General features: G+C 67.2%; 19 protein-coding genes and 1 tRNA gene. 6 read left to right on the forward strand and 14 right to left on the reverse strand.

Annotation, left to right across the window (positions count from 1 at the left end; translation table 11 throughout):
• On the forward strand, window positions 1–1,299 hold a 1,299-nt coding region (locus ACFE7U_RS09510; protein WP_375409477.1), incomplete at its 5' end, for a restriction endonuclease subunit R.
• 11 nt (window positions 1,300–1,310) lie between these two features.
• Here the strand turns inward: ACFE7U_RS09510 and soxA are convergent.
• From soxA to ACFE7U_RS09575, 13 genes are all read right to left on the reverse strand, one after another.
• Window positions 1,311–2,084 (reverse strand): sulfur oxidation c-type cytochrome SoxA, encoded by a 774-nt coding sequence (gene soxA / locus ACFE7U_RS09515; RefSeq protein WP_375409478.1) that lies wholly within the window; start codon window positions 2,082–2,084, stop codon window positions 1,311–1,313.
• A 197-nt stretch (window positions 2,085–2,281) separates the two neighbouring features.
• On the reverse strand, window positions 2,282–2,602 hold the full coding sequence (gene soxZ, locus ACFE7U_RS09520) for a thiosulfate oxidation carrier complex protein SoxZ (protein ID WP_375409479.1): 321 nt from the start codon (window positions 2,600–2,602) through the stop codon (window positions 2,282–2,284).
• A 4-nt stretch (window positions 2,603–2,606) separates the two neighbouring features.
• A complete protein-coding gene (locus ACFE7U_RS09525; protein WP_375409480.1) occupies window positions 2,607–3,080 on the reverse strand; it encodes a SoxY-related AACIE arm protein in 474 nt (157 codons plus the stop codon).
• Complete coding sequence (gene soxX / locus ACFE7U_RS09530) at window positions 3,077–3,565, reverse strand: sulfur oxidation c-type cytochrome SoxX (RefSeq protein WP_375409481.1); 489 nt, start codon at window positions 3,563–3,565, stop codon at window positions 3,077–3,079. Before soxX ends, ACFE7U_RS09525 begins: the two co-directional genes overlap by 4 nt.
• Window positions 3,562–4,812 carry an FCSD flavin-binding domain-containing protein gene (locus tag ACFE7U_RS09535; protein WP_375409482.1) on the reverse strand — a complete coding sequence of 417 codons (1,251 nt, stop codon included), beginning with the start codon at window positions 4,810–4,812 and terminating at the stop codon, window positions 3,562–3,564. The genes soxX and ACFE7U_RS09535 overlap by 4 nt, the downstream gene beginning before the upstream one ends.
• A 483-nt stretch (window positions 4,813–5,295) precedes the next feature.
• Window positions 5,296–7,509: a molybdopterin cofactor-binding domain-containing protein gene (locus tag ACFE7U_RS09540; protein WP_375409483.1), complete on the reverse strand. Its 2,214-nt coding sequence runs from the start codon at window positions 7,507–7,509 to the stop codon at window positions 5,296–5,298.
• A 10-nt stretch (window positions 7,510–7,519) separates the two neighbouring features.
• Window positions 7,520–7,987: a (2Fe-2S)-binding protein gene (locus ACFE7U_RS09545; protein WP_375409484.1), complete on the reverse strand. Its 468-nt coding sequence runs from the start codon at window positions 7,985–7,987 to the stop codon at window positions 7,520–7,522.
• 281 nt (window positions 7,988–8,268) lie between these two features.
• Window positions 8,269–8,667, reverse strand: coding sequence for a hypothetical protein (locus ACFE7U_RS09550; RefSeq protein ID WP_375409485.1), 399 nt, complete (start codon window positions 8,665–8,667; stop codon window positions 8,269–8,271).
• 167 nt (window positions 8,668–8,834) lie between these two features.
• Entirely contained in the window at window positions 8,835–11,261 is a 2,427-nt protein-coding gene (gene lon, locus ACFE7U_RS09555; RefSeq protein ID WP_375409486.1) for an endopeptidase La, read from the reverse strand.
• A gap of 246 nt (window positions 11,262–11,507) precedes the next feature.
• The gene (gene clpX, locus ACFE7U_RS09560; protein WP_375409487.1) at window positions 11,508–12,779 is read right to left on the reverse strand and encodes an ATP-dependent Clp protease ATP-binding subunit ClpX; all 1,272 of its coding nucleotides are present in this window, start codon (window positions 12,777–12,779) and stop codon (window positions 11,508–11,510) included.
• A gap of 199 nt (window positions 12,780–12,978) precedes the next feature.
• The gene (locus ACFE7U_RS09565) at window positions 12,979–13,605 is read right to left on the reverse strand and encodes an ATP-dependent Clp protease proteolytic subunit (protein WP_055885801.1); all 627 of its coding nucleotides are present in this window, start codon (window positions 13,603–13,605) and stop codon (window positions 12,979–12,981) included.
• Between the two features lie 134 nt (window positions 13,606–13,739).
• Window positions 13,740–15,149 carry a trigger factor gene (tig, locus tag ACFE7U_RS09570; RefSeq protein ID WP_375409488.1) on the reverse strand — a complete coding sequence of 470 codons (1,410 nt, stop codon included), beginning with the start codon at window positions 15,147–15,149 and terminating at the stop codon, window positions 13,740–13,742.
• A 172-nt stretch (window positions 15,150–15,321) separates the two neighbouring features.
• A tRNA-Leu gene (locus ACFE7U_RS09575) sits at window positions 15,322–15,406 on the reverse strand.
• A 168-nt stretch (window positions 15,407–15,574) separates the two neighbouring features.
• On the opposite strand from ACFE7U_RS09575, the gene ACFE7U_RS09580 reads away from it, so the two are divergent.
• Window positions 15,575–17,047 (forward strand): multicopper oxidase family protein, encoded by a 1,473-nt coding sequence (locus ACFE7U_RS09580; protein WP_375409493.1) that lies wholly within the window; start codon window positions 15,575–15,577, stop codon window positions 17,045–17,047.
• On the opposite strand, the gene ACFE7U_RS09585 is transcribed toward ACFE7U_RS09580, so the two are convergent.
• The gene (locus tag ACFE7U_RS09585; protein ID WP_375409489.1) at window positions 17,044–18,552 is read right to left on the reverse strand and encodes an NAD(P)H-hydrate dehydratase; all 1,509 of its coding nucleotides are present in this window, start codon (window positions 18,550–18,552) and stop codon (window positions 17,044–17,046) included. The genes ACFE7U_RS09580 and ACFE7U_RS09585 overlap by 4 nt on opposite strands.
• Before the next feature lie 202 nt (window positions 18,553–18,754).
• Between ACFE7U_RS09585 and ACFE7U_RS09590 the strand changes: the two genes are divergently transcribed.
• The 4 genes from ACFE7U_RS09590 (at window position 18,755) to ACFE7U_RS09605 (ending at window position 22,894) form a co-directional block, all read left to right on the forward strand.
• A complete protein-coding gene (locus tag ACFE7U_RS09590) occupies window positions 18,755–19,093 on the forward strand; it encodes a P-II family nitrogen regulator (RefSeq protein WP_055888259.1) in 339 nt (112 codons plus the stop codon).
• A 141-nt stretch (window positions 19,094–19,234) separates the two neighbouring features.
• Complete coding sequence (gene glnA / locus ACFE7U_RS09595) at window positions 19,235–20,647, forward strand: type I glutamate--ammonia ligase (RefSeq protein ID WP_375409490.1); 1,413 nt, start codon at window positions 19,235–19,237, stop codon at window positions 20,645–20,647.
• 337 nt (window positions 20,648–20,984) lie between these two features.
• Window positions 20,985–21,326 carry an RNase A-like domain-containing protein gene (locus tag ACFE7U_RS09600; RefSeq protein ID WP_375409494.1) on the forward strand — a complete coding sequence of 114 codons (342 nt, stop codon included), beginning with the start codon at window positions 20,985–20,987 and terminating at the stop codon, window positions 21,324–21,326.
• Window positions 21,327–22,075: 749 nt separating this feature from the next.
• Complete coding sequence (locus ACFE7U_RS09605; RefSeq protein WP_375409491.1) at window positions 22,076–22,894, forward strand: IS5 family transposase; 819 nt, start codon at window positions 22,076–22,078, stop codon at window positions 22,892–22,894.
• Window positions 22,895–22,956 lie beyond the last annotated feature (62 nt).

The raw sequence follows: 22,956 nt of genomic DNA on the forward strand, positions 1-22,956 counted from the left end.
GGCAAGACGCTCTCGGTCTGGAGCGCGCTCGCCGCGATGCCCGAGGCGGACGTGCTCATCGTCTGCCCGAAGGGCGCGATGCCGCAATGGCGGCACACCATCGCCCGCTCCGGCCTGGCCTCGAAATCCGTGACGCTGATCAATTACGAGCGCACCAAGTCGCTGATGGCGCCCCCGGCCGCCAGTGCGCGACGATCGACCCGGGCGAAGAACAACGCGCTCGCCAAGCATGGGGCCCTGAAGCAGGCCTGGCCGCTCGTGGTGTTCGACGAGAGCCACCGCCTCCGCAACCCATACGCCCAGCAGAGCCTGGTCTGCCGGCAACTCGCCGATGCGGCGTCCTTCGCGATCTACATGAGCGCGACGGCAGGACAGGCTCCGCACGAACTCTCCTATCTCGGCCGGTTGCTGGGGGACGCCGCGGGCCAACCGACGCAGACGTTGGCCGATTTCCGGTCGCTCATGCAGCACTTAGGCATCGGCCGGGCCAAGGGACGCTGGGTGAACTGGTCCTGGCAGGCCAATGCCGGGGACTGCGCCGTCATGGCCGACCTACTCTATACCGGTCCGCGCGCGATCGGCCTGCGGCGGCGGCCGGGCGACATTGCCGGCTGGCCGGAGGTGCAGCGTGAACTCACCCCCACCGCGCTGGGCCGCGACGAACGCCGGCTCTACGATGCGACATGGCGCGAGTTCCGGCGGGAGTGGGGGCTCGGCGGGGGCAGCAATCGCCGTCCTGCCGGGTGGGCTGCGGAGTTGCGCTTCCGCCAGAAGGCCAGCCTGCTGCGGGTGCCCGGCACCGCCGATCTCGCGGAAATCCTGCTGGAGGATGGCGGGCAGGTGGCGGTCTCGGTGGCCTTCCTCGAGACGAGCGCCTCCATGAGCGAGACATTCGAAGGCCGAGGATGGCGCGTCGGCGCGATCGACGGCACGCGGAGCGGCGAGGCCAACGAGGCGACCCGCATCGCCTTCCAGACCGGCTCCCTCGACGTGGTGCTGTTCACGGTCACCGAGTCGATCTCGCTGCACCGGAACGAGATGCCCGGCGGCGAGAGGCCGCGCACCCTCGTGGTCCACGACCTGCGCCACAGCGCGATCCAACTCGCGCAGATCGAGGGCCGCTGCCACCGGGACGGCGAGGCCGCGACGATCGTCTACGCCTTCGCCGAAGACACGGTGGAGGAGGCGATCGCCGGCACGGTGATCAGACGAATGAGCGCGATGGACGCCATGGCCGGTGAGGACACGGCGATGCTCGATGCCGTCCTCGCCTGCCTGGAGGCGGAGGCCGTACCTTAGAGCATGACGCCTCAGGGCCGAACGGCTGGCGTCTCGATCGGGAGCGGGGCGGCCCGGCTCATCAGGTGGAGTTCGAGGTCGACGAAGTCCGGCGCCCCGTAGGCGAAGGGCTCGGCGCGCATGCCGGTCATGCAGTTGCGCAGGCGGCGCTGCACCGAGCCGAGGCCCTGCCATTCGAGGCGGTAGAGCGGATAGCCGTTGGGATGGCCCTGCGGGATCGTCGCCGCGCCGAGGCGGCCGCCGTGGTTGTCGTCGTGGCAGGCGGCGCAGGAGAGGCCGAGCTGGCCCATGCGACCTTTGAAGAGGGCCTGTCCCCTTTCGCGGGCCGGGGCGAGCCGCCCATCCTCCGGCGGCGCGACCGGAAGGCCTCGCGATTGGGACCCGACATAAGCGGACAACGCCAGGAGTTCGCGGCTCTCGTAAGCGAACGGAACGGCGGCCTGGCGCTCGCCGCGGCACTGGTTGATCCGGCCCTGCAGGTCGATCGGCCCGTCGCGGCCCTCGTCGAAGGCCGGGTAGCGGGCCGCGACCCCACGCATGCTGGCCGCGGCCTCGCCATGGCAACCGGCGCATGCCGGTTTCCCGGACGATGGGGCCTCGGCCCAGAGTTCGGCGCCGTCCTGCACCCAGAGCAGGCCCGGATTGGCGGTGTCGTCGGCCTGCATCGCCCTGGTCTCGGGACTCATCGCGTCGAAGCCGGAGCGACGTTCGGCCGGGGGGATCTCGGACGCCGTGGCGGTGATCGCGGCCAGCAGGCCGAGAACGACGAGGGCAGGCCTCTTCAAACGAAAGCTGCCTTGAACACGTCGGTACGGCCTTGACGTCTCTCCTCCCGCTTGTGGGGAGGAGTTGGAGGTGGGGGTGGCCGGGAGACCCGCTGCGGAGGCAAGCGGAACCAACCCCACCCCCCTGCCCCGTCCCCACAAGGGGGAGGGGAGACCGTCCAGCGCCCGCGAACCGACGTGATGCAGGGAGCTCGGCCTCACGTCACGGTCAGCGCCGCGGTCTCGGTCTGGTCGAAGCCGTTGTCTCCCCGCCAGGTGAAGGTCAGCGTACCGCTGCGTTCGGCCACCAGGGTGAAGGTGAGGTACGGATTCGCGGCGGTGGCCGGGAACAGCTCGGCGCGGAACACCTCCTCGCCGTCGTAGCGGCAGGTGAAATCCGTGATGATGTCGCGGGCCATGATGCGGCCGTCCGCTCCCGGCCTGAAGCCGGTCTCCATCGGGTGCGAGATCAGCGTCTTGATCGTGACGACCTCGCCGGCCTTGGCGGTCTTGGGGACGTTGATGAGCGTGCGCGCCATTGGCTCAACCTTCCAGGCAGGCGGCGAGGGTGACGATGGCATCCGCCGTCGTCGACCAGAACCGGCCGTCGCTGGTCTCGGCGATGGCGGTGATGCGCTGCGTGTCGGCGAGCCGGATGCGCGTCGTCACCGCGGCGCGGCCCGAGCGCGGCCCGAGATGCGCCGTGATCACGTTGGGCTGCGGATTCTTATCGTTGAAGACAGCGATGCGGCGGACGTGGTCCTCCGGCGTCATCGGGCTCTCGAACGTGACCGTGATGGTCACGGCGTTGCCGTTCTCGACGAGCGGAGGCAGGTCGAGATGAATCCGGCCTGGCGTGATCTGCGCCGCACCGGCGAAGCGCCGGATCGCGTCCGCCGTGCTCTCGGTCCGAACGGCCGCCGCCTCGGAGGAAACGGGGCGCAGGACGATCGCCGCCACGGCCCCTGCTCCGGAGGCGAGGAGGTCGCGGCGCGTGTTTGATCTTTGTGGGGTCACGGCGCCGTCCCTTCCGTTGTCGTGTCGCGAAGCGTCGCCAGATAGGCGACGACGTCCTCGATCGCCTGGCCGTCCAGCACGGGCTTATCGCGCCAGGCCGCCCCGACCCGCGTCGTCCCCGCCAGGGCGAAATAGGAGGGCATGATCGTCTCCGGGTTCAAGGCCCGGCTGTCGACGAGCCGCAGGCGCAGCTCGGCGATCGACCAGCGGCTTCCCGCTCCGGCGAGATTGGGGGCGAGGTTGCCCTGGAACCGCTCCTCCGGGATCGGCCCGGCATGGCAGAGGAGGCACAGCCCCTTGGTGCGGTCGGCAACGATGGCGCGGCCGCGGGCGGGATCCCCAGGGGTGTCGGTGAGGGGTGCCGGAACGGCGTGGCCGACGGCGGCGATGGGCCGAAGCTCGGCCTTCACGGCGCCGGCCGACGACGCCACGAGGGCGATGCAGCCGCCTTTGAGGATGCTGCGCGCAAGACCCGCCCGCTTCACCCGAACACCTGCCCGGTGATAGTGCGGTACCAGTCGGCGGCGTAGACCGCCTCCTGCTCGCGCAGGGCAGCCGGGGCGTCGAGGGGGCTGACCCCGCCCGCACCGTCGACATCCGTCAGAACGCCGTTCGCCGGGCGATAGACGCCGGCGACCGAGATGCCGTAGCCGGGCGCGACGAGGCTGTAGCAGGTGTTAACGAGCTTGGGCGTCTCCGGCGCCCGCCCGGCGAGGAGATCGATGACGGCGAGCGCACAGACCTTGGCCTGGGCGTTGGCGGAGAACGCCGATTTCGGCATCGCCCCCGCGATCGCGGCATCGCCGATGACGTGGATCCCCGGCACCAGGGCCGATTCGAAGTTCACCGGGTCGATCGGGCACCAGCCGCTGCGGTCGGCAACGCCGGCCGCGACCGCGATGCGGCCGGCACGCTGGGGCGGGATGATGCAGGCGACATCGGCCTTGTACTCTTCGAAGTCGGTTCGCACGGTCATGCCGGCGGGATCGACGCCGGTGACCTGCCCGCCGGAGGCCAGCGGCACGTATGCGAGCTGATCCGGGTAGAGCTGTCTCCAGGCCTGCTGGAACAGGCGCTGCTTCGAGAACGCATCCTTGGCGTCGAGCACGATCAGCTTCGCGCGCGGCTTTCGCGTCTTGAGAACGTGGGCGATGAGGCTGGCGCGCTCGTAGGGGCCGGGCGGGCAGCGATAGGGGTTGCCCGGCACCGACATCACCACGGTGCCGCCATCCGGCATTGCGTCGAGCTGGCGTTTCAGAAGCTCAGTCTGAACTCCTGCTTTCCAGGCGTGCGGCATCGCGTCGGCCGCCGCTTCATCGTAGCCGGGAATGGCGTCGAAGCGCAGGTCGATGCCCGGAGACAGGACGAGACGGTCGTAAGGGAGGACCGTTCCGTCGGCGAGGGCCACCCGCCGGGCGGTGGCATCGATCCCGGTGGCAGTGGCGTGGACGACGCGGATGCCGGCCTTGGCAAGGCCGCCATAACCGAAACGCTGCGCCTCCATCGGCTGCAGCCCGGCGATCACCTCGTTGCTGAACGGGCAGGAGACGTAGGTCGGGTTGGCCTCGACGAGGGTGACGTCGAGGCCGCCCTGCTTCAAGGCGCGGGCCGCGGTGGCGCCACCAAACCCGCCGCCGACGACGACGACCTTTGCAGCGCCCTGCGCCAGCGATGGTCGCGGGAGGGCGAGGACGGCAGCGGCCAGGAGAAGGCGTCGGGTCGGATAGATCATTGCAAAACCAACCACAACGGCAACGCGCTCCGTCCCTGCCCCCGCTGCGGGGGAGGGTGTCGCTCGCATGAGCGAGGGTCGGGAGAGGGGAGCACCGCCTTTTTCGGAGGGGTCGCGATCCCCTCTCCCGCCTCGCATCCGCGAGGCACCCTCCCCCGCAGAGGGGGGAGGGTTACGCGTACCGCCGTGGCGCCCATCACTCCGGTGGCCTCCGTGCCAGATACGCAGCGATCGCCCGGCTCTCGTCCTCCGAAAACCCCTTGGCGATGCGGCCCATCACGCTCGCCGGCCTCGCATCCGATCGATACTCCCTCATCGCTGCCGCGATCGCCGCCTCCGGCATGCCGTCGATCGGGCCCATCGCGGCCCCGGCCGCATGACAGCCGGCGCAGGACTGGGCTCCAGGCGGCGGCCGAACCTCGGCCGCCGCCGCCGGCAACAAAGGTCCCGCGACGAGAAGCGCGATGACGACTCGTCCCCGCTTCACGCGCGGCGCAGGTCCGTATTCTTCAATGGCATCTGGCGCACCCGCTTCCCCGTCGCGGCGAAGACCGCGTTGAGCACGGCCGGAGCCGCCACCGCGATCGTCGGCTCGCCGACACCGCCCCAGAACCCGCCGGACGGCATCACGATCGTTTCGACCACCGGCATCTCGTCCATCCGCATCACCGGGTAGGTGTCGAAGTTGGTCTGCTCGATGCGGCCGTCTTTGACGGTGCATTCCCCGTAGAGCGCCGCCGACAGGCCGTAGACGAAGGAACCGGCGATCTGCGCGTCGATCTGCTGGGGATTGAGGGCGTGGCCCGGGTCCGTGGACGCGACGATGCGATGAACCTTGACCTTGCCGTCATCGCCCACCGACACCTCGGCGACGGCGGCGACGTAGGAGCCGAAGCCCATCATCTGGGCGAGGCCGCGATGGACGCCCGGCGCAGGCTTCGTCCCCCAACCCGCCTTGTCGGCCACTGCCTGGAGCACCGCGCGGTGCTTGGGGTGGTTGCCCATCAGTCTCAGGCGGAAGGCGAGTGGGTCCTGGCCCGCCGCATGAGCGAGCTCGTCCATGAAGCATTCGAGGTAGATCGCGTTGGGGTTCATGTTCACGCCCCGCCAGAAGCCCGGCAGGATGTGCGGGTTGCGCATGGCGTGGTCGACGAGGATGTTTGGGATCGTGTAGCCGATCGCCCCCTCCGGCCCGCCGGGGTTAAGGCCCTGGAAGACCACCGGGTCCTTACCGTCGACCATCCGGTTCGGCGCCACCGAGGCGAGGATTGACTGCCCCGAGATGCGCATGTGCAGCCCGGTGAGGTTGCCCTCTCCGTCCAGCGCAGCCCGCATCCGGCACTGGGTGATCGGATGATAGCGCCCGTGGGCCATGTCCTCCTCGCGGGTCCAGATCATCTTGACCGGGACCCCTGGCATTTCCTTCGCGATCATCACGGCCTGGCGCAGCCAGTCGTGGGTCGCGCCGCGGCGACCGAAGCCGCCGCCTAGATGGATCTTGTGGACGTCGCACTTGGCCGCCGACAGACCGGCCGCCTCTGCGACGGCGGCAAGCGCCGCCTCTCCGTTCTGGGTCGGCGCCCAGGCCTCGCAGCGTTCCGGCGTCCAGCGCACCGTGGCGTTCATCGGCTCCATGGTGGCGTGGTTCTGGAACGGTACGCCATAGGTCGCCTCCACCACCTTGGCCGCTCCTTTGAGCGCCGCAGCGACGTCGCCGCCCTTGTTGCCGACGTGAGCCTCCTCCGCGGCAAGTCCTTCACGAAGAACGGCCGCGATAGTCTGGCTCGACACCTTCGCGTTCGGACCCTCGTCCCAGACGATCGGCAGCGCGTCGAGCGCCGTCTTTGCCCGCCAGAAAGTATCGGCGATGACCGCGACGCCGCTGTCGCCGACCTGCACCACCTTCTTGACGCCGGGCATGCCCTCGACGGCCTTGGCGTCGAAGCTCTTCACGCTGCCGCCGGTGACCGGGCAGTCCTTGATCGCGGCGTTCAGCATTCCGGGCATCGTGAGGTCGATGCCGTAGACCTGGCTGCCGTCGAGCTTCTCCAGCGTGTCGAGGCGCTTCATCGACTTGCCGGCGATGGTCCAGTCCTTGGGGTCCTTCAGCACCACGTCCTTGGGCGGAGCGATCTTGGCCGCCTCGCCGGCGACCGCGCCGTAGGTCGTGGTCCGGCCCGAGGCGGCATGCGTGATCACGCCTTTCTCGACCCGGCACCCAGCGGGGGCGACGCCCCACCCCTTGGCGGCGGCCTCGACCAGCATGATGCGGGCCGCCGCACCGCCCTTGCGGACGAGATCGTGCGATTCGCGGATGCCGCGGCTGCCTCCGGTGCCGAAATCGCCCCAGATCCGGCCGCGCGCCACGTTCTGGCCAGGGGTCGGATATTCGGTGACGACCCTGTTCCAGTCGCAGCCCAGCTCCTCGGCCACCAACTGGGCGAGGCCGGTGAGCGTCCCCTGCCCCATCTCGGACCGGGCGATGCGGATCACCACGGTCTCGTCGGGCCGGATCACCACCCAGGCGTTGACCTCGGGCGGGATCGCCGCGGCGCCCTGAGCCGCCGCTTCCCCAGGATATGGAATGTGGAAGCCGAGGCTGAAGCCCCCGGCCACGGCGGCCGCGCCGGCGACGAAGCCACGGCGGGACAGTTTGGCGGCAGATGCCTTCGACGGGCGATGCATATCGGCGGTCATGGGTGCTTCCTCAGCCTCGGCCAGCCTCGCCGCTTTCGGCGGCGAGCTTGATACCGGCCAGGACCCGGCCGTAGGTGCCGCAACGGCAGATGTTGGTGATCTCGGCCCGGATCTCGGCCTCGCTCGGGCGCGGGTTCTGCGCCAGAAGCGCGGCCGAGGCCATGATCATGCCGGGCTGACAGAAGCCGCATTGCGGCACGTCGAGTTCGGCCCAGGCCTTCTGCACCGGATGCGACCGCTCGGCGGCCAAGCCTTCGATCGTGACGATCTTCTGCTCGGCCGTGACGCTCGACACCGGCATCGAGCAGGAGCGCACCGCGGCCCCGTCGATATGGACGGTGCAGGCCCCGCACTGTGCGATGCCGCAGCCATACTTGGTGCCGGTGAGGCCCGCCTGCTCCCGGATCACCCACAGGAGGGGGGTGTCGGGCTCGGCATCGACCTCGCGGACGGTCCCATTCAGGTTCAGCCGGATCATGCGTCTTCCCCGCGCTTCGCTCACGTTGTTGGCGATCTTTGGTATGAGATGGACCAGCCGTCCAGTTTGGCAACGTCGCAACGCGTCGCGCCTGCGTCCCCAGGTTGAAGATCAGGTGATCGGTTAGCTGCGCTCAGTCGGACTGCCGATGCCTCGAGCCGGTTCAGCGGCCCGACTGCGAATTCACGCTTCACCAAGAGGTTGATGGAACCGCCGGACGGTCGTGCTCGGTCCTTCAAGCGGGACGTCACCGGTTTCGGCGACGACCCGTGCTCGCGCCTTCACCCCTGCCGATGGCCCGATGAGTCGAGCTCGGGAAACGGCGCGGTCCGGTGACCTTCGCAAACCTCGGCCTCGTCCTCGACGATCTTGAGGACGCCCCCCTCGTCACGGATCACCGCCTTGGGCCGTTCGCCCTTGCCGAAGCTGCGGCCCTTCATCCGGCTCGACACGCAGTAGAGCGTGCGGCCGGCGTCCTCGAACGGGCCGGCGATACGGCTGTTCTCGAAACGGACAGGAATGATCGAGATGGCGCCGAAATCGGTCTGGCGCAGAACCAGAGCCGCGACGCGCTCGCGGAGGGTGGCGGTCGCGGGCGGCGGGACGGTCGTACCCGTGCAGGCGGCGAGCACGAGCACCGCGGCAAGCGGAGCGTTCCGCAAGATCACCAAGGGACGCATCACGACCTCGTCGATTCTCGCACAACGATAGCTGACCGCCCGCCTGGCGGGAATACGAAGGCGGGACACAACTGCGCCGAGGGCTCGGTTTCCAGGGGATCGCAGACACGAAAAAGCGGCGGCCCCTAGGGAGCCGCCGCGATTTCAAGTCCAGCGTTGCGTGGATCTTAGTGCGCCACCACCGTCGCACCGTCCTCGTCGGCCACCACCACCGGCTTCACAGCCGGCAGCGGCTCTTCCCACTCGATCGGCTCGGGCACCCGGACGAGGGCGTGCTTGAGAACCTGGTCCATTCGTGAGACCGGGATGATCTCGAGGCCGTTCTTCACACTGTCGGGCACTTCGGCGATGTCCTTGGCGTTCTCTTCCGGGATCAGCACCGTCTTGATGCCGCCGCGCAGGGCCGCCAGCAGCTTCTCCTTCAAGCCACCGATGGGGAGCACGCGGCCCCGTAGCGTGACCTCGCCGGTCATGGCGACGTCACGGCGCACGGCGATGCCGGTCATCGTCGAGATGATGGCGGTCGCCATGCCGATGCCGGCGGAAGGCCCGTCCTTCGGGGTCGCCCCCTCCGGAACGTGGACGTGGATGTCGCGACGGTCGAACAGGGGCGGCTCGATGCCGAAATCGATGGCCCGCGAGCGGACGTAGCTTGCCGCCGCCGAGATCGACTCCTTCATCACGTCGCGCAGGTTGCCCGTCACCGTCATCTTGCCCTTGCCGGGCATCATGACGCCTTCGATCGTCAGGAGCTCGCCACCGACCTCGGTCCAGGCGAGACCCGTTACCAGGCCGACCTGATCCTCCTCGTCGATCTCGCCGTAGCGGAACTTCGGCGGGCCGAGGAAGACCGGGAGGTTCTCCTCGGTGACGGCGACCGCCTTCACCTTGGTGATGAGGATCTCCTTGACCGCCTTGCGGATCAGGTTCGACAGCTCACGCTCGAGGTTGCGCACGCCGGCTTCCCGCGTGTAGCGGCGGATAAGCATCAGCAGGGCTTCGTCGTCGATCTGCCATTCCTTGACGTCGAGGCCGTGCTTCTTGAGCGCGCTCGGGATCAGGTGCTTGCGCCCGATCTCGACCTTCTCCTCCTCGGTATAGCCGGCGATACGGATCACCTCCATGCGGTCCATCAGGGGCGCAGGGATGTTGAGCGTGTTGGCCGTCGTCACGAACATGACGTTCGAGAGGTCGTAATCGACTTCGAGGTAATGGTCGTTGAAGGTCGCGTTCTGCTCGGGGTCGAGGACCTCCAGCAGGGCCGCCGACGGATCACCCCGGAAGTCCATGCCCATCTTGTCGATCTCGTCGAGCAGGATGAGCGGGTTCGAGGTCTTCGCCTTGCGCATCGACTGCACGATCTTGCCGGGCATCGAGCCGATATAGGTCCGGCGGTGGCCGCGGATCTCGGCCTCGTCGCGCACGCCGCCGAGCGACATGCGCACGAACTCACGCCCCGTCGCCCTGGCGATGGACTTGCCGAGCGAGGTCTTGCCGACGCCGGGAGGACCGACGAGGCACAGGATGGGACCAGTGAGTTTGTTCGCCCGCTGCTGAACGGCCAAGTACTCGACGATGCGCTCCTTGACCTTGTCGAGACCGAAGTGGTCGTCGTCGAGCATCACCTGTGCGCCGAGCAGGTCCTTCTTGATCTTCGAGCGCTTGCCCCACGGGATGCCGAGCATCCAGTCGAGGTAGTTGCGCACGACGGTGGCCTCGGCCGACATCGGCGACATCTGGCGAAGCTTCTTCAGCTCCGCCGTCGCCTTCTCGCGGGCTTCCTTCGTGAACTTTGTCTTCTCGATCTTGTCCTCGAGCTCGGCCAGCTCGTCGCGGCCATCCTCGTCGCCGAGCTCCTTCTGGATCGCCTTCATCTGCTCGTTGAGATAGTATTCGCGCTGGGTCTTCTCCATCTGCCGCTTGACGCGGGTCCGGATGCGCTTCTCAACCTGCAGGACGGAGATCTCGCTCTCCATCAGCGACAGCACGCGCTCGAGGCGGGCGGCCACGGTCGGGATCTCCAGGATCGCCTGCTTGTCGGCGATCTTGACCGCCAGATGCGAGCCCACGGTATCGGCGAGCTTCGAGGGCTCGTCGATCTGCGTGACGGCGGAGACGACCTCGGGCGAGATCTTCTTGTTGAGTTTCACGTAATTCTCGAATTCCGAGATCACGGAGCGGGCCAGGGCCTCGGCCTCGACGCGGTCGCCGAGCTCGTCGGCCAGGGTCTCGGCCTCGGCCTCGTAATAGGCGTCCGACTTGCTGAAGCGGTCGATGCGGGCGCGGCCCGCGCCCTCGACCAGCACCTTCACGGTACCGTCGGGCAGCTTCAGGAGCTGGAGGACGCTGGCGAGCGTCCCGATCTTGTAGATCGCGTCGGTGGCCGGATCGTCGTCGCTGGCGTTGATCTGGGTCGCCAGCAGGATGTGGCGATCGCTGCGGACCGCCTCTTCGAGGGCGCGGATGGACTTCTCGCGGCCGACGAAGAGCGGCACGATCATGTGCGGGAACACGACGATGTCACGCAGGGGCAGGACGGCATAGGAGCCCGTCGAGCCCGGGACCACCGGCTGGCGCGATTTCGATTGAGTCATGTCGGACTTCCTCATGGGGGATTCCGGGCATCAGCTCCTCGGTATGAGCAAGCATCCTGCCAGGGGCCGACCGGGCCGCGAAAGGGTCGGGAATGTCGTGAAGAGGCGGCTGGCGGCGCGGCACCGCACCTCAGAAGGTGAGCGTGCGGCCATCGCGCTTCACGACTTCAGATGGATCGCGGGGAGGGTGGTTTCAAGCATCCTCCCCCATCGTTTCGGCGGCTGAGGACCGCGCGGGCGGGAGCGTCAGGCGCTGACGCTGGCCGGCGCTTCCTTGTTGCGGTCGCCGTGGATGTAGAGCGGCCGCGACTTGCCCTCGACCACCTCGGGACCGATGACCACCTGCTCGACGGATTCGAGGCCGGGCAGGTCGTACATCGTCTCAAGAAGGATCGTCTCCAGGATCGAGCGTAGGCCACGCGCGCCGGTCTTCCGCTCGATCGCCTTGCGGGCGACCATGGACAGCGCCTCGTCCTGGAAGGTCAGGTCGACGTTCTCCATCTCGAACAGGCGCTGGTACTGCTTGACGAGCGCGTTCTTGGGCTCCTGCAGGATGCGCTTGAGGGCGACCTCGTCGAGGTCCTCGAGGGTCGCCAGGACCGGCAGACGACCCACGAACTCCGGGATCAGGCCGAACTTGAGCAGGTCCTCGGGCTCGACATTGCGGAAGATCTCGCCGGTGCGACGGTCGTCCGGGGCCTGCACGGTCGCGCCGAAGCCGATCGAGGTGCCCTTGCCGCGCGCCGAGATGATCCGCTCCAGTCCGGCAAAGGCGCCTCCGCAGATGAAGAGGATGTTGGTGGTGTCGACCTGCAGGAACTCCTGCTGCGGGTGCTTGCGGCCGCCCTGCGGAGGCACGGAGGCCACGGTGCCTTCCATGATCTTCAGGAGCGCCTGCTGCACGCCCTCGCCCGAGACGTCACGGGTGATCGAGGGGTTGTCGGACTTGCGGCTGATCTTGTCGATCTCGTCGATGTAGACGATGCCGCGCTGCGCCCGCTCGACATTGTAGTCGGAGGCCTGGAGCAGCTTGAGGATGATGTTCTCGACGTCCTCGCCGACGTAGCCGGCCTCCGTCAGCGTCGTCGCGTCCGCCATGGTGAACGGCACGTCGAGGATGCGGGCCAGGGTCTGCGCGAGCAGCGTCTTGCCCGAGCCCGTCGGCCCGATCAGCATGATGTTGGATTTCGCCAGCTCGACGTCGTTGTGCTTCGAGGCGTGGGCGAGGCGCTTGTAGTGATTGTGGACCGCGACCGAGAGGACCTTCTTCGCGAAATCCTGGCCGATGACGTAATCGTCGAGGACGCGGCGGATCTCCTTCGGCGTCGGCACGCCGTCACGGGACTTCACGAGGGAGGACTTCGACTCCTCGCGGATGATGTCCATGCACAATTCGACACACTCGTCGCAGATGAACACCGTCGGGCCCGCGATCAGCTTGCGGACCTCGTGCTGGCTCTTGCCGCAAAACGAGCAGTACAGCGTGCTCTTCGAGTCGTTGCCGCCAGTCTTGCTCATATCGGTCTCCGATTCGCGGACATGTCGCCAGCCTTGGGCGCACACGCATCGCTCAGATTTAATGGCATCCGCCTAAAGAAACAGTCACCTGCGCGCTTCTGACGAAAACGTCTCAGGGGCGTGATGCAAGCACGCTGCCGCGGCGGGATCAAGGCGAAGGCGCCGGTTCCCGTCGCGGCAAAGGATACCGTCCGGTCCGTCAGGCCGCAGCCGGCTCGGGGCGCTTCTGGATGACCTCGTCGATGAGGCCGAACTCCTTGGCGGCATCGGCCGTCATGAAGTTGTCGCGCTCCAGCGCCGTCACGATGGTGTCGTAGTCGCGGCCCGTGTGCTTCACGTAGATCTCGTTGAGACGCTTCTTGAGGGCCTCGATTTCGCGGGCATGGATCAGGATGTCGGTGGCCTGGCCCTGGAAGCCGCCGGACGGCTGGTGCACCATGATCCGGGCGTTGGGCAGGGCGAAGCGGTGGCCGGGCGCGCCGGCCGTCAGGAGAAGCGAGCCCATCGAGGCGGCCTGACCGACGCAGAGCGTCGTGACCGGGCAGCGGATGAACTGCATCGTGTCGTAGATCGACAGGCCGGAGGTCACCACGCCGCCCGGCGAGTTGATATAGAAGGAGATCTCCTTCTTGGGGTTCTCCGCCTCGAGGAACAGGAGCTGCGCGACGATGAGCGAGGCGCCGTAATCCTCGACCGGCCCGGTCAGGAAGATGATGCGCTCACGCAGGAGCCGGGAGTAGATGTCGAAGGCCCGCTCGCCGCGGCTCGACTGCTCCACCACCATGGGCACGAGCGCGCTGTTATAATAGTCGACCGGATCTCTCATCATCGTGCCCAGGCTCCCAGGGAAATCCGGCCGCGAACAGGGTCGCGGACCGGACATGCAGCGAACAACGGCGACCGTTAAGGACGCCTCACTTTAACACCGCCCGCCGCCCCTTTTGTCACAGAGCGTCGGGCTCAATCGGCCGCGGCGGTGGCCGGCTTCGTCTCGCCGGACGTGGCCGCATCCGACTTCTTGGCGTCCTCGTCCTCGTCCGCGAAGAGGGTCTCCTTCGAGACCGGCTCCTCGACGAGCTTGACCTGTCCGAGGACGTGGTCGACGACCTTCTCCTCGAAGAGCGGCGCACGGAGCTCGGCCAGCGCCTGCGGGTTCTTCCGATAGAAGTCCCAGACCTGCTGCTCCTGACCCGGATATTGCCGGACACGAGCCATCAGGGCCTGGTTCACCTCTTCGTCGGTCACCTTGATATCGGCGGTCTCACCCACCTGCGCAAGCACCAAGCCGAGACGGACCCGGCGCTCGGCAATTCGGCGGTACTCCGTTTGAGCCTTCTCCTCGGTGGTGTCCTCGTCCGCGAAGGTCTTGCCGCGGGTCTTGAGGTCCTGCTCGACCTGGGCCCAGACGGCAGCGAATTCCTGGTGAACGAGGCTCGGGGGCAGGTCGAAGCTGTACTTGCCGTCCAGAGCGTCGAGGAGCTCCTTCTTCAGCTTGCGCCGTGACTGCGCCTCGAAGTCGCTGCCGATGGCGGTGGAGACCGCCTCCTTGAGCTTCTCCAGCGAATCCATGCCGAAGCCCTTCGCGAAGGCGTCGTCGATCACGACCTCGCCCGGGGCCTGGATGGCCGTCACAGTCACGTCGAACTCGGCCTCCTTGCCGGCGAGGTGCTCGGCCCCGTACTCGGCCGGGAAGGTCGCCTTGACGAGGCGCTGGTCGCCGGCGTTGGCGCCAACGAGCTGCTCCTCGAAGCCCGGAATGAACTGGCCGGAGCCGAGTTCGAGGTCGACCCCCTCGCCCTTGCCGCCCTCGAACTCGGTGCCGTCGATGCGGCCGACGAAGTCGATGGTGACGCGGTCGCCGGTCGCGGCGGCCTCACCCTCGGCCTTCGGGCTGAACGGACGACCCTGGCTCGCCATGCGGGTGATGGCCTCGTCGACCTCGGTGTCGGACGGGGTCACGACGAACTTCTTCAGGCTGACGTCGGAGAGGTCGGCGAGCTCGAAGCTCGGCAGCACCTCCAGCGCCACGTTGAAGGCGATGTCGCCCTTGGCGTCGAGCGCCCGCTCCACCACCGACTGCTCGCCGGGGAACTCGATCTTGGGCTCGAGGGCGAGCTTGAGGTTGTTGTCGGCGACGATGCGCTGGTTGGCTTCGTTGACGGCGTTCTGCAGGACGTCGGCCATCACCGAGCGGCCGTAGAGCTTGCGCAGATGCGCGACCGGCACCTTGCCGGGGCGGAAGCCCTTGATCTGCGCCTTGTCCTTCAGGTTGGACAACTCGCTGGTCAGGCGATCCTCGAGTTCCTGGGCTGCGAAGAGTACCTGAAACTCGCGCTTCAGACCCTGGGAGAGTGTCTCGGTCACCTGCATGGTCGTCTTTCCGCTGTCGTCCGTATGATCACGCGAATTGTCTCGATCGGCCCCTCGACCGATCCGGTCGGGGGAGCCGACGACAGCGAGAAACGCACGGGCCGGTGGCGCCACTGCAACGGCAGGCCGGGCCGGCCAGCATCGTGAGCCATTCCGTTCCCGACGGCGGTGCTGGTGCGGGCGGAGGGGCTCGAACCCCCACGACTCTCGTCACTGGAACCTAAATCCAGCGCGTCTACCAGTTCCGCCACGCCCGCAAGCGCCCACGCCCGGCGCGCATCCCGCCGCCAGAGCGCGGCTCTATAGCACGCACGATCCCGGCCGCAGCAAAAAACTTGCGGCATCGTTCGCCCGCCGAGAGCCGGTTGGCGGATCGCGACGACGCCGTCTACAAGCCCGCATCCGAGATCCGCGCCGAGGACCGAATGCCCCAGAACCGATCCGGCCTACCGGGCACAGCCTCGGAGAGCGGGGTGTCGCGACGGATCGTCCTGGGTGCCGCTGCCCTGTCGCTACTCCCTTCGGCGGCGGGAGCCCAGCCCGTCCCCTCCCAGCCTGTCCCCTCCCAGCCCGTCCCCTCGCCGGCTGCCGCGCCGTCGGAGCCGCGCAGCCTCGTTGCCGGACCGTTCAAGGCCCGGCTGAAGCCGGAACCGGCGCCGGAGACGGCAATCTGGTCGTTCGACGGCAAGGCGCAGCCTCCGGTGATCCGGGTTCGGCACGGCGATGCCCTGCGCCTCAAGGTCGATAACAGGACCGAGCAACCGCTGTCGCTGCACTGGCATGGGGTGCGCAACCGCAACGCCATGGACGGGGTCGGCGGCGTGACGCAGGCCCCGATCGCGCCCGGCGACGCCTTTACCTACGAGTTCACGCCGCCCGATGCCGGCACGTTCCTGATCCGCCCCCTGGTGGTCGGCGGTTCGAGCGGGTTGTCGGGGCGCGGGCTCGCCGGGTTCCTCATCGTCGAGGAGACGACGCCGCCGCCGATCGACCGCGACATCCCGCTCCTGATGCAGGATTGGCGGCTCGACGAGGGGGCGGCCGTGCTGCCCTTCGGGCAGACGACCTTCGCCGCCACTTCCGGGCGGCTCGGCAACCTCGTCACCGTCAACGGACGGCCTGCACCGGAATCGATCGAGGCGCGGCCCAACGCCCGCCTGCGCCTCCGGCTCGCCAATGCCTGCAGCGCCCGCGCGACCCGCATCCGCTTCGACGGGCTCAAGGTCTACGTTGTGGCCGTCGACGGCCAGCCCACCGACACGTTCGAGCCGCTGCGCGCGACACTGCCGTTCGGGCCGGGCACCCGCTACGACCTCCTCGTCGACATGCCGACCTCCGCCGTGAGCGGCGCCATCACGGCTCTGATCGGCGAAGGACTGGCGCTCGCCACCATCACCACCAAGGGCGAGCCGGTGACCGGCACTCGCCCGCCGATCGGCCCTGTCGGAGTCAATCGCCTGCTGCCCGCCGAGGTGAAGCTGCAGAACGCGGTGCGGCGCGACATCGCGATCACGGGCGGAGCCAGGATCGACAAGGCGAAGCCCGAGGCGGAGCCGGCCTACACCGGAGACCCGACGCGGATCTGGGCGCTGAACGGCACCAGCGGAGCGGCGGGCCAGGCTCCGCTGTTCACGGTCAAGCGCGGGCAGGTGGTGGTGCTCGCCATCAAGAACGAGACCGCCTTCACGCAGGGCCTGCACCTGCACGGCCATGCCTTCCGCCTGCTGCACAACCTCGACGACGGCTGGGAGCCTTACTGGCTCGACACCTTCCAGCTCCCGGAGGGACGCACCGCCCGCATCGCCTTCCTCGCCGACAATCCCGGCCGCTGGCTGATCAGCTCGGCCGTGATGGAGCGGTTCGACACCGGACTCTGGACCTCGTTCGAGGTGACCTAGTCGCCGACGAGGTCGCGCAGGACCGCCGGCATCATCTCGGGCAGATCCTCGGCGATGAGGCCGGGGCCGAAGCGGCGCCCGGCCTCGCCGTGCATCCACACCGCCGCGGCGGCGGCCTCGAAGGCCGGCATGCCCTGGGCAAGAAGCCCGGCGACGAGGCCGCCGAGCACGTCGCCCGAACCGGCGGTGCCGAGATAGGGTGTGCCGTGATCGTTGATCGCGATCCGGCCATCGGGCGCCGCGACGACCGTGTCGGCTCCCTTCAGGACTACGACCGTCCCGGTCAGGGCGGCGGCCCGGCGGGCGCGCTCGGCCTTGCCGAGTCCGTCGGCGGCAGCCGGCGTGCCCGAGAACAGGCGCTCGAACTCACCTTCGTGCGGTGTCAGCACCGCTTGCGCACCGCCCTCCCCGATCAGCGCCGCCAGCGCGGCCGCCTGCCCCTTGAAGCTCGTGAGCGCATCGGCATCGAGCACGAGACCCCGGCCCACCGCGGCCGCCACCGCGACGAGGTCGCGCGTCGCCTCACCGACGCCGAGGCCAGGGCCGGCCAGGACGACGTTGAGGCGCTCGTCGACGAGAAGATCGTCGAGGTCGTCGGCGCTGTCGCAGGGGCGCAGCATGATCGCGGTGAGATGGGCGGCGTTCTCGGGGAGAGCGGAGGCCGGCGAGGCGAGGGTGACGAGACCGGCGCCAACCCTCAGGGCCGCCACAGCCCCGAGCCGCGCCGCGCCGGTGCGGTAGGACGGCCCGGAGAGCACCAGCGCATGGCCGCGGGTGTATTTATGGCTGTTCGCGGTGAGGCGGGGCAGCCCCTGGCGCCACACGTCCGGACCGTTGCGGTGCATGGCCGGACCGGACCGGGCGAAGCCGGCGGCCAATGCCTCGGGCCCAGCGCCGATCTCAGCGACGTGGATGGTCCCGCACAACGACCGGCCAGGCTGGAGCAGATGACCGGGCTTCAGGGCCACGAAGGTGACCGTTGCGGTGGCGTGCATGGCGACGCCTCGGACCGAGCCGGTATCGCCATCGACGCCGCTCGGCACGTCGACGGACAGGATCGGCACCGGCGACGCGTTCACCCGCCCGATGACCGACGCCGCGACGCCCTCGATGTCGCGAGCGAGGCCGGCCCCGAACAGCGCATCGATGACGAGGTCGAACCGGGTGGGATCGCCGATGTCGTCCAGGGGTTCGACGCCGCCCGACCATGCCGCGGCCGCCAGGGCGGCATCGCCAGAGAGGACGCCGGGATTCCCCAGGAGGTGGAGCGTCACCGTGTAGCCGGCCTCGACGAGGTCCTGCGCGGCGATGAAGCCGTCGCCGCCGTTGTTGCCCGTCCCGCACAGGACCTGGACAGACCCGGCCTCCGGCGCCATGGCCCGTGCCTGTGCGGCCACGGCCGCGCCGGCATTGCGCATCAGGGTGAAGCCGGTGACGCCGTCCCTAATCGCCGCCGCGTCGCAGGCCCGCATGCCCTCGATGCTCATGAGACGCGCGTCGCTCATCTCGGCTCTCCCGATCCTTGCCCGTTAGCGATCGCTTCTGCCCACGAATTGGCACCCTCGTCGCCGCTTGCCGTAACGATTTGCAACGTTTGCACAGCGGCTGACCTGTTTCAGGCGAATCCCGGGTGGAACGCCGTGGCGCAGGAGGGGGCACGGTGCTAGAAATTAGCGTTCCGTCACATGCAGGTCAGGCCCGTTCGGCATGAAGAAGATCGAAGCGATCATCAAGCCCTTCAAGCTCGACGAGGTGAAGGAGGCTCTTCAGGAGGTCGGTCTCCAGGGCATCACCGTGATCGAGGCGAAGGGCTTCGGCCGCCAGAAGGGCCATACCGAGCTCTATCGCGGCGCCGAATACGTGGTCGACTTCCTGCCCAAGGTGAAGCTCGAGATCGTGCTGGCCGACTCACTGGTCGAAGGCGCCGTCGAGGCGATCCGCAAGTCGGCCCAGACCGGGCGCATCGGCGACGGCAAGATCTTCGTCTCGAGCATCGAGGAAGCGATCCGCATCCGCACCGGCGAGACCGGCGGCGACGCGATCTAGCCCTGCCCGTCACCGAAACGGCGCCGACGTCATCGCCGCGTCGGCGATTTTCCTGTAGACCCGCCCCTCTCGACCGCGGAGCGCGCAGGCGACCCGCGGAAAAACCACGGCTGAATGCCGAGACCAAGGAGACACCAAGGGATGGCTAAGAGCGCTGCCGAAGTCCTGAAGGAGATCAAGGACAACGACGTCAAGTACGTCGATTTCCGGTTCACGGACCCCCGAGGCAAGTGGCAGCACGTCACGTTCGACGTCTCGCTCGTCGACGACGACATCTTCTCGGAAGGGACGATGTTCGACGGCTCCTCCATCGCCGGCTGGAAGGCGATCAACGAATCCGACATGCTGCTGATGCCGGACCCGGCCACCGCCTGCATGGACCCGTTCTTCTCGGCCTCCACCATGTCGATCGTCTGCGACGTGCTCGAGCCCGGCACCGGCGAGCCCTATTCGCGCGACCCGCGCGGCATCGCCAAGAAGGCCGAGGCCTACCTCAAGTCGACAGGCATCGGCGATACGATCTATGTCGGGCCCGAGGCCGAGTTCTTCGTATTCGACGACGTGAAGTTCGGAGCCGACCCCTACAATACCGGCTTCAAGCTCGACTCGGTCGAGCTGCCGATCAACGGCATGACCGATTACGAAGGCGGCAACCTCGGCCACCGCGTCCAGACCAAGGGCGGCTACTTCCCGGTGCCGCCGCAGGATTCGGCGCAGGACATGCGCGGCGAGATGCTGGCCGCCATGCAGTCCATGGGCGTCAAGGTCGAGAAGCACCACCACGAGGTGGCCTCGGCCCAGCACGAGCTCGGCATGAAGTTCGACACGCTGACCCTGCTCGCCGACCACATGCAGATCTACAAGTACTGCATCCACAACGTGGCGCAGAGCTACGGCAAGACCGCGACCTTCATGCCCAAGCCCGTCTACGGCGACAACGGCTCGGGCATGCACGTCCACCAGTCGATCTGGAAGGACGGCAAGCCGGTCTTCGCCGGCAACAAATACGCCGACCTCAGCCAGGAATGCCTGTGGTTCATCGGAGGCACGATCCGCCACGCCAAGGCGCTCAACGCCTTCACCAACCCGTCGACCAACTCCTACAAGCGCCTCGTGCCCGGCTACGAGGCCCCCGTGCTGCTCGCCTACTCGGCCCGCAACCGCTCGGCCTCCTGCCGCATCCCGTGGACCAACAACCCCAAGGCCAAGCGCGTCGAGGTCCGCTTCCCCGACCCGATGGCGAACCCCTACCTCGCCTTCGCGGCCCTGCTCATGGCCGGCCTCGACGGGATCGTGAACAAGATCGATCCCGGCGCGGCCATGGACAAGGATCTCTACGACCTGCCCCCGCGCGAGCTGAAGAAGATCCCCACGGTGTGCGGCAGCCTGCGTGAGGCCCTGTCCTGCCTCGACAAGGACCGCACCTTCCTCAAGTCCGGCGGCGTCTTCAACGACGACTTCATCGACAGCTTCATCGAGCTGAAGATGACGGAAGTGATGCGCTACGAGATGACCCCGCATCCGGTCGAGTTCATGATGTATTACTCGCAGTAAGTCGGGCCGGGCGCGACGCCCGGACCCGCCGGCGCGCGAGCGTGCGGCACGAGAGACGACCAGATCCGGCGCCGGGGCCTCCGAGGAGGTTCCGGCGCTGCGCGTTTGGTGGGCTCGGAAGTCTTTGCTAATCAGCTAATATTCCTATATAGGACTTCAGTCCGAAAGCGGTCGGCCGGAGCTTGGATGTTGCTGTCACATAAGATGATTCTCAGCCGGGCCCGCTGGGAGTTCCGAAGGCGGAGAGTGGACGGGCGGAAACGGCGGAAATACGGTTTCGCTTCCGTCCGATGTTCCGAGTCGGTACGCGCAACTCGATGCCGGGCTGCCCCGATCGATTGACCTTCGTGATGAAGAGGCACGTGGTGGTCATGCGCTTCGTGAGCATGTCGGCAAGACGGATGAACAGATGCTGGCGCGCGTCCGAGCCAGCAAACGTATTTTCCCGATCGTAATTTACGGACTCAAACGAGATGGTTCGTTCAAATCTGTCGAGTCTGCAAATGAGTTCGTCAATCGCACTTTGAGTCAACACGCATCGGAGGTCGAACTTGTTGCTTCTGGAAAAGAGAAAAAAGCCTTTTTGAAGAGTTGTTTTGGCTACAAACCCGGCAGAGAGGCTTACAAGGCTGGACGTCTCGATCCTTACTTGCGTGAGACGTATGGGGTTGGAGTCTAAATTCCGTACGATCCACGAAGTAAAAATGGGTTTCGTGTAGATAATGCATATCCGGGAAACAATGTAGACTAATGTGCAGCCCTCCCCGGAAATTGCAAAAATTTGGGCACTGGTTCATACAGAATATCGACCGGATCGCGCCTACACTCGATGAAATGTATGAATTCGTCTTAGACCCCTTTTAAGGGCGAAGAGCGTGTTCGTCTGCGTGAATTCATTCGCCCTCCACTTCATCCAGGACATGGATCTCGTCTCCACCAATTAGCAGGAGATGTACGACTTTGTTCTCGGGCCGTTCCAGGGAGCCGATCGCGGCGACGCGCGTGCGCGCCTGCGAGCTTCCCTTGACGCTCTGACCGATGAAAGCGTCTCGGACGTCGAGCTTGAGAAGATCTGGCGGTCCTCCGACGCAGACATAATCTTTGCGGATGGACCTGCGTTGCGCGCCATGCTGAAGGGAGCTCGCGCACGGCTTTAGCAGCATGGGCAGAGGATTTTGGAGTCGCAGTCCTAATGAATTCAAAGCTCGTGCGACAACATTTGTAAAAGTAATCTATAGTGTGTTGCGGTCAAAATGGGAACGAGGCGGGTGAGGTCGTAGCGTTTAAGAAGAATAGCGGCTCCTGAGCTTCCTGCTGAATTTCTCGAGTTAGACCCCGTTTCATAACGAGGTGAGCAGGCTCGCGGTTGGGTGAGCGGCAGGTGTCGCGGACGTTGGGAGAGTGTCTGACGCTCACCCTGGATCGCCGATGTGGACCCCTACCGCTCGCGCCGAGCTTGCGCGCGAAAGCCGCCCCTACGCAACTTGCCTGACCAATGCGGAATGGGCCGTCATCGGCGCGATGCTGCCCTGTCCCGCCGCGACTGGTCGTCCATGGCGCTGGCCGATGCGGTCGGTGCTCGATGGAATCCTCTACGTGCTCCGCACGGGCTGCGCCTGGCGGCACCTGCCGCATAAGTTCCCGCCCTGGTCGACCGTGCATCGCTGGTTCTTGCGCCTGTCAGCGTCGGGCGTGTTCGAGCGCCTCGCCCATGCGCTTACGATGGACGACCGCGAGCGAGCTAGGCGCGAGGCCAGCCCAACAGGTTCCATCATGGATGCTCAGGCGGCGCGCTCGGGAGGCGTGGGCGTCGACGGGGAACGCGGCTACGATCCAGCCCGGCGGGTGGTCGGCCGCAAGCGCCACGCCCTGACCGACACGGATGGTCGCCTTCTGATCGCCGCCGTCTCGCCCGCTGACCTGCACGACAGCCATGGGGGCGTCGCGCTTTTGCGGGCCTCGCGCGATCTCTGGCCGTTCCTAGCCCACTGCTTCGCAGATCGGGCTTATCGAGGCGAGCGCGTCGGCGCTGCGACGGCGATCACCATCGAGATCGTCGTGCCCGACGAGGGACAGAAGGGCTTTGCGGTTCAACCGCGACGGTGGGTCATCGAGCGAACCTTCGGCTGGATCAATCGATGCCGCAGGCTCGCCCGTGATCACGAGGCGACGACCTCTTCCGCACTCGCCTTCTTCGTCCTGGCAGCAGCGATGGTCCTCGTCAGGCGACTGGCAAAGCCGTTATGAAACGGGGTCTTAGCTCGACTTTGGCCATTCAGGCGGGCAGCCGAACGGCCTAAGGTGACGAA

The sequence above is a fragment of the uncultured Methylobacterium sp. genome (genome assembly GCF_964251405.1).
GTDB lineage: Bacteria > Pseudomonadota > Alphaproteobacteria > Rhizobiales > Beijerinckiaceae > Methylobacterium.

Bases quoted from the DNA above. Each gene is read 5' to 3' on its own strand.
- soxZ (WP_375409479.1), bottom strand. From the start codon at position 2,602: ATGGCGCGCACGCTCATCAACGTCCCCAAGACCGCCAAGGCCGGCGAG.
- ACFE7U_RS09535 (WP_375409482.1), bottom strand. From the start codon at position 4,812: ATGATCTATCCGACCCGACGCCTTCTCCTGGCCGCTGCCGTCCTCGCC.
- ACFE7U_RS09540 (WP_375409483.1), bottom strand. From the start codon at position 7,509: ATGACCGCCGATATGCATCGCCCGTCGAAGGCATCTGCCGCCAAACTG.
- ACFE7U_RS09545 (WP_375409484.1), bottom strand. From the start codon at position 7,987: ATGATCCGGCTGAACCTGAATGGGACCGTCCGCGAGGTCGATGCCGAG.
- ACFE7U_RS09550 (WP_375409485.1), bottom strand. From the start codon at position 8,667: ATGCGTCCCTTGGTGATCTTGCGGAACGCTCCGCTTGCCGCGGTGCTC.
- lon (WP_375409486.1), bottom strand. From the start codon at position 11,261: ATGACTCAATCGAAATCGCGCCAGCCGGTGGTCCCGGGCTCGACGGGC.
- clpX (WP_375409487.1), bottom strand. From the start codon at position 12,779: ATGAGCAAGACTGGCGGCAACGACTCGAAGAGCACGCTGTACTGCTCG.
- ACFE7U_RS09565 (WP_055885801.1), bottom strand. From the start codon at position 13,605: ATGAGAGATCCGGTCGACTATTATAACAGCGCGCTCGTGCCCATGGTG.
- tig (WP_375409488.1), bottom strand. From the start codon at position 15,149: ATGCAGGTGACCGAGACACTCTCCCAGGGTCTGAAGCGCGAGTTTCAG.
- ACFE7U_RS09580 (WP_375409493.1), top strand. From the start codon at position 15,575: ATGCCCCAGAACCGATCCGGCCTACCGGGCACAGCCTCGGAGAGCGGG.
- ACFE7U_RS09585 (WP_375409489.1), bottom strand. From the start codon at position 18,552: ATGAGCGACGCGCGTCTCATGAGCATCGAGGGCATGCGGGCCTGCGAC.
- ACFE7U_RS09590 (WP_055888259.1), top strand. From the start codon at position 18,755: ATGAAGAAGATCGAAGCGATCATCAAGCCCTTCAAGCTCGACGAGGTG.
- glnA (WP_375409490.1), top strand. From the start codon at position 19,235: ATGGCTAAGAGCGCTGCCGAAGTCCTGAAGGAGATCAAGGACAACGAC.
- ACFE7U_RS09605 (WP_375409491.1), top strand. From the start codon at position 22,076: ATGTGGACCCCTACCGCTCGCGCCGAGCTTGCGCGCGAAAGCCGCCCC.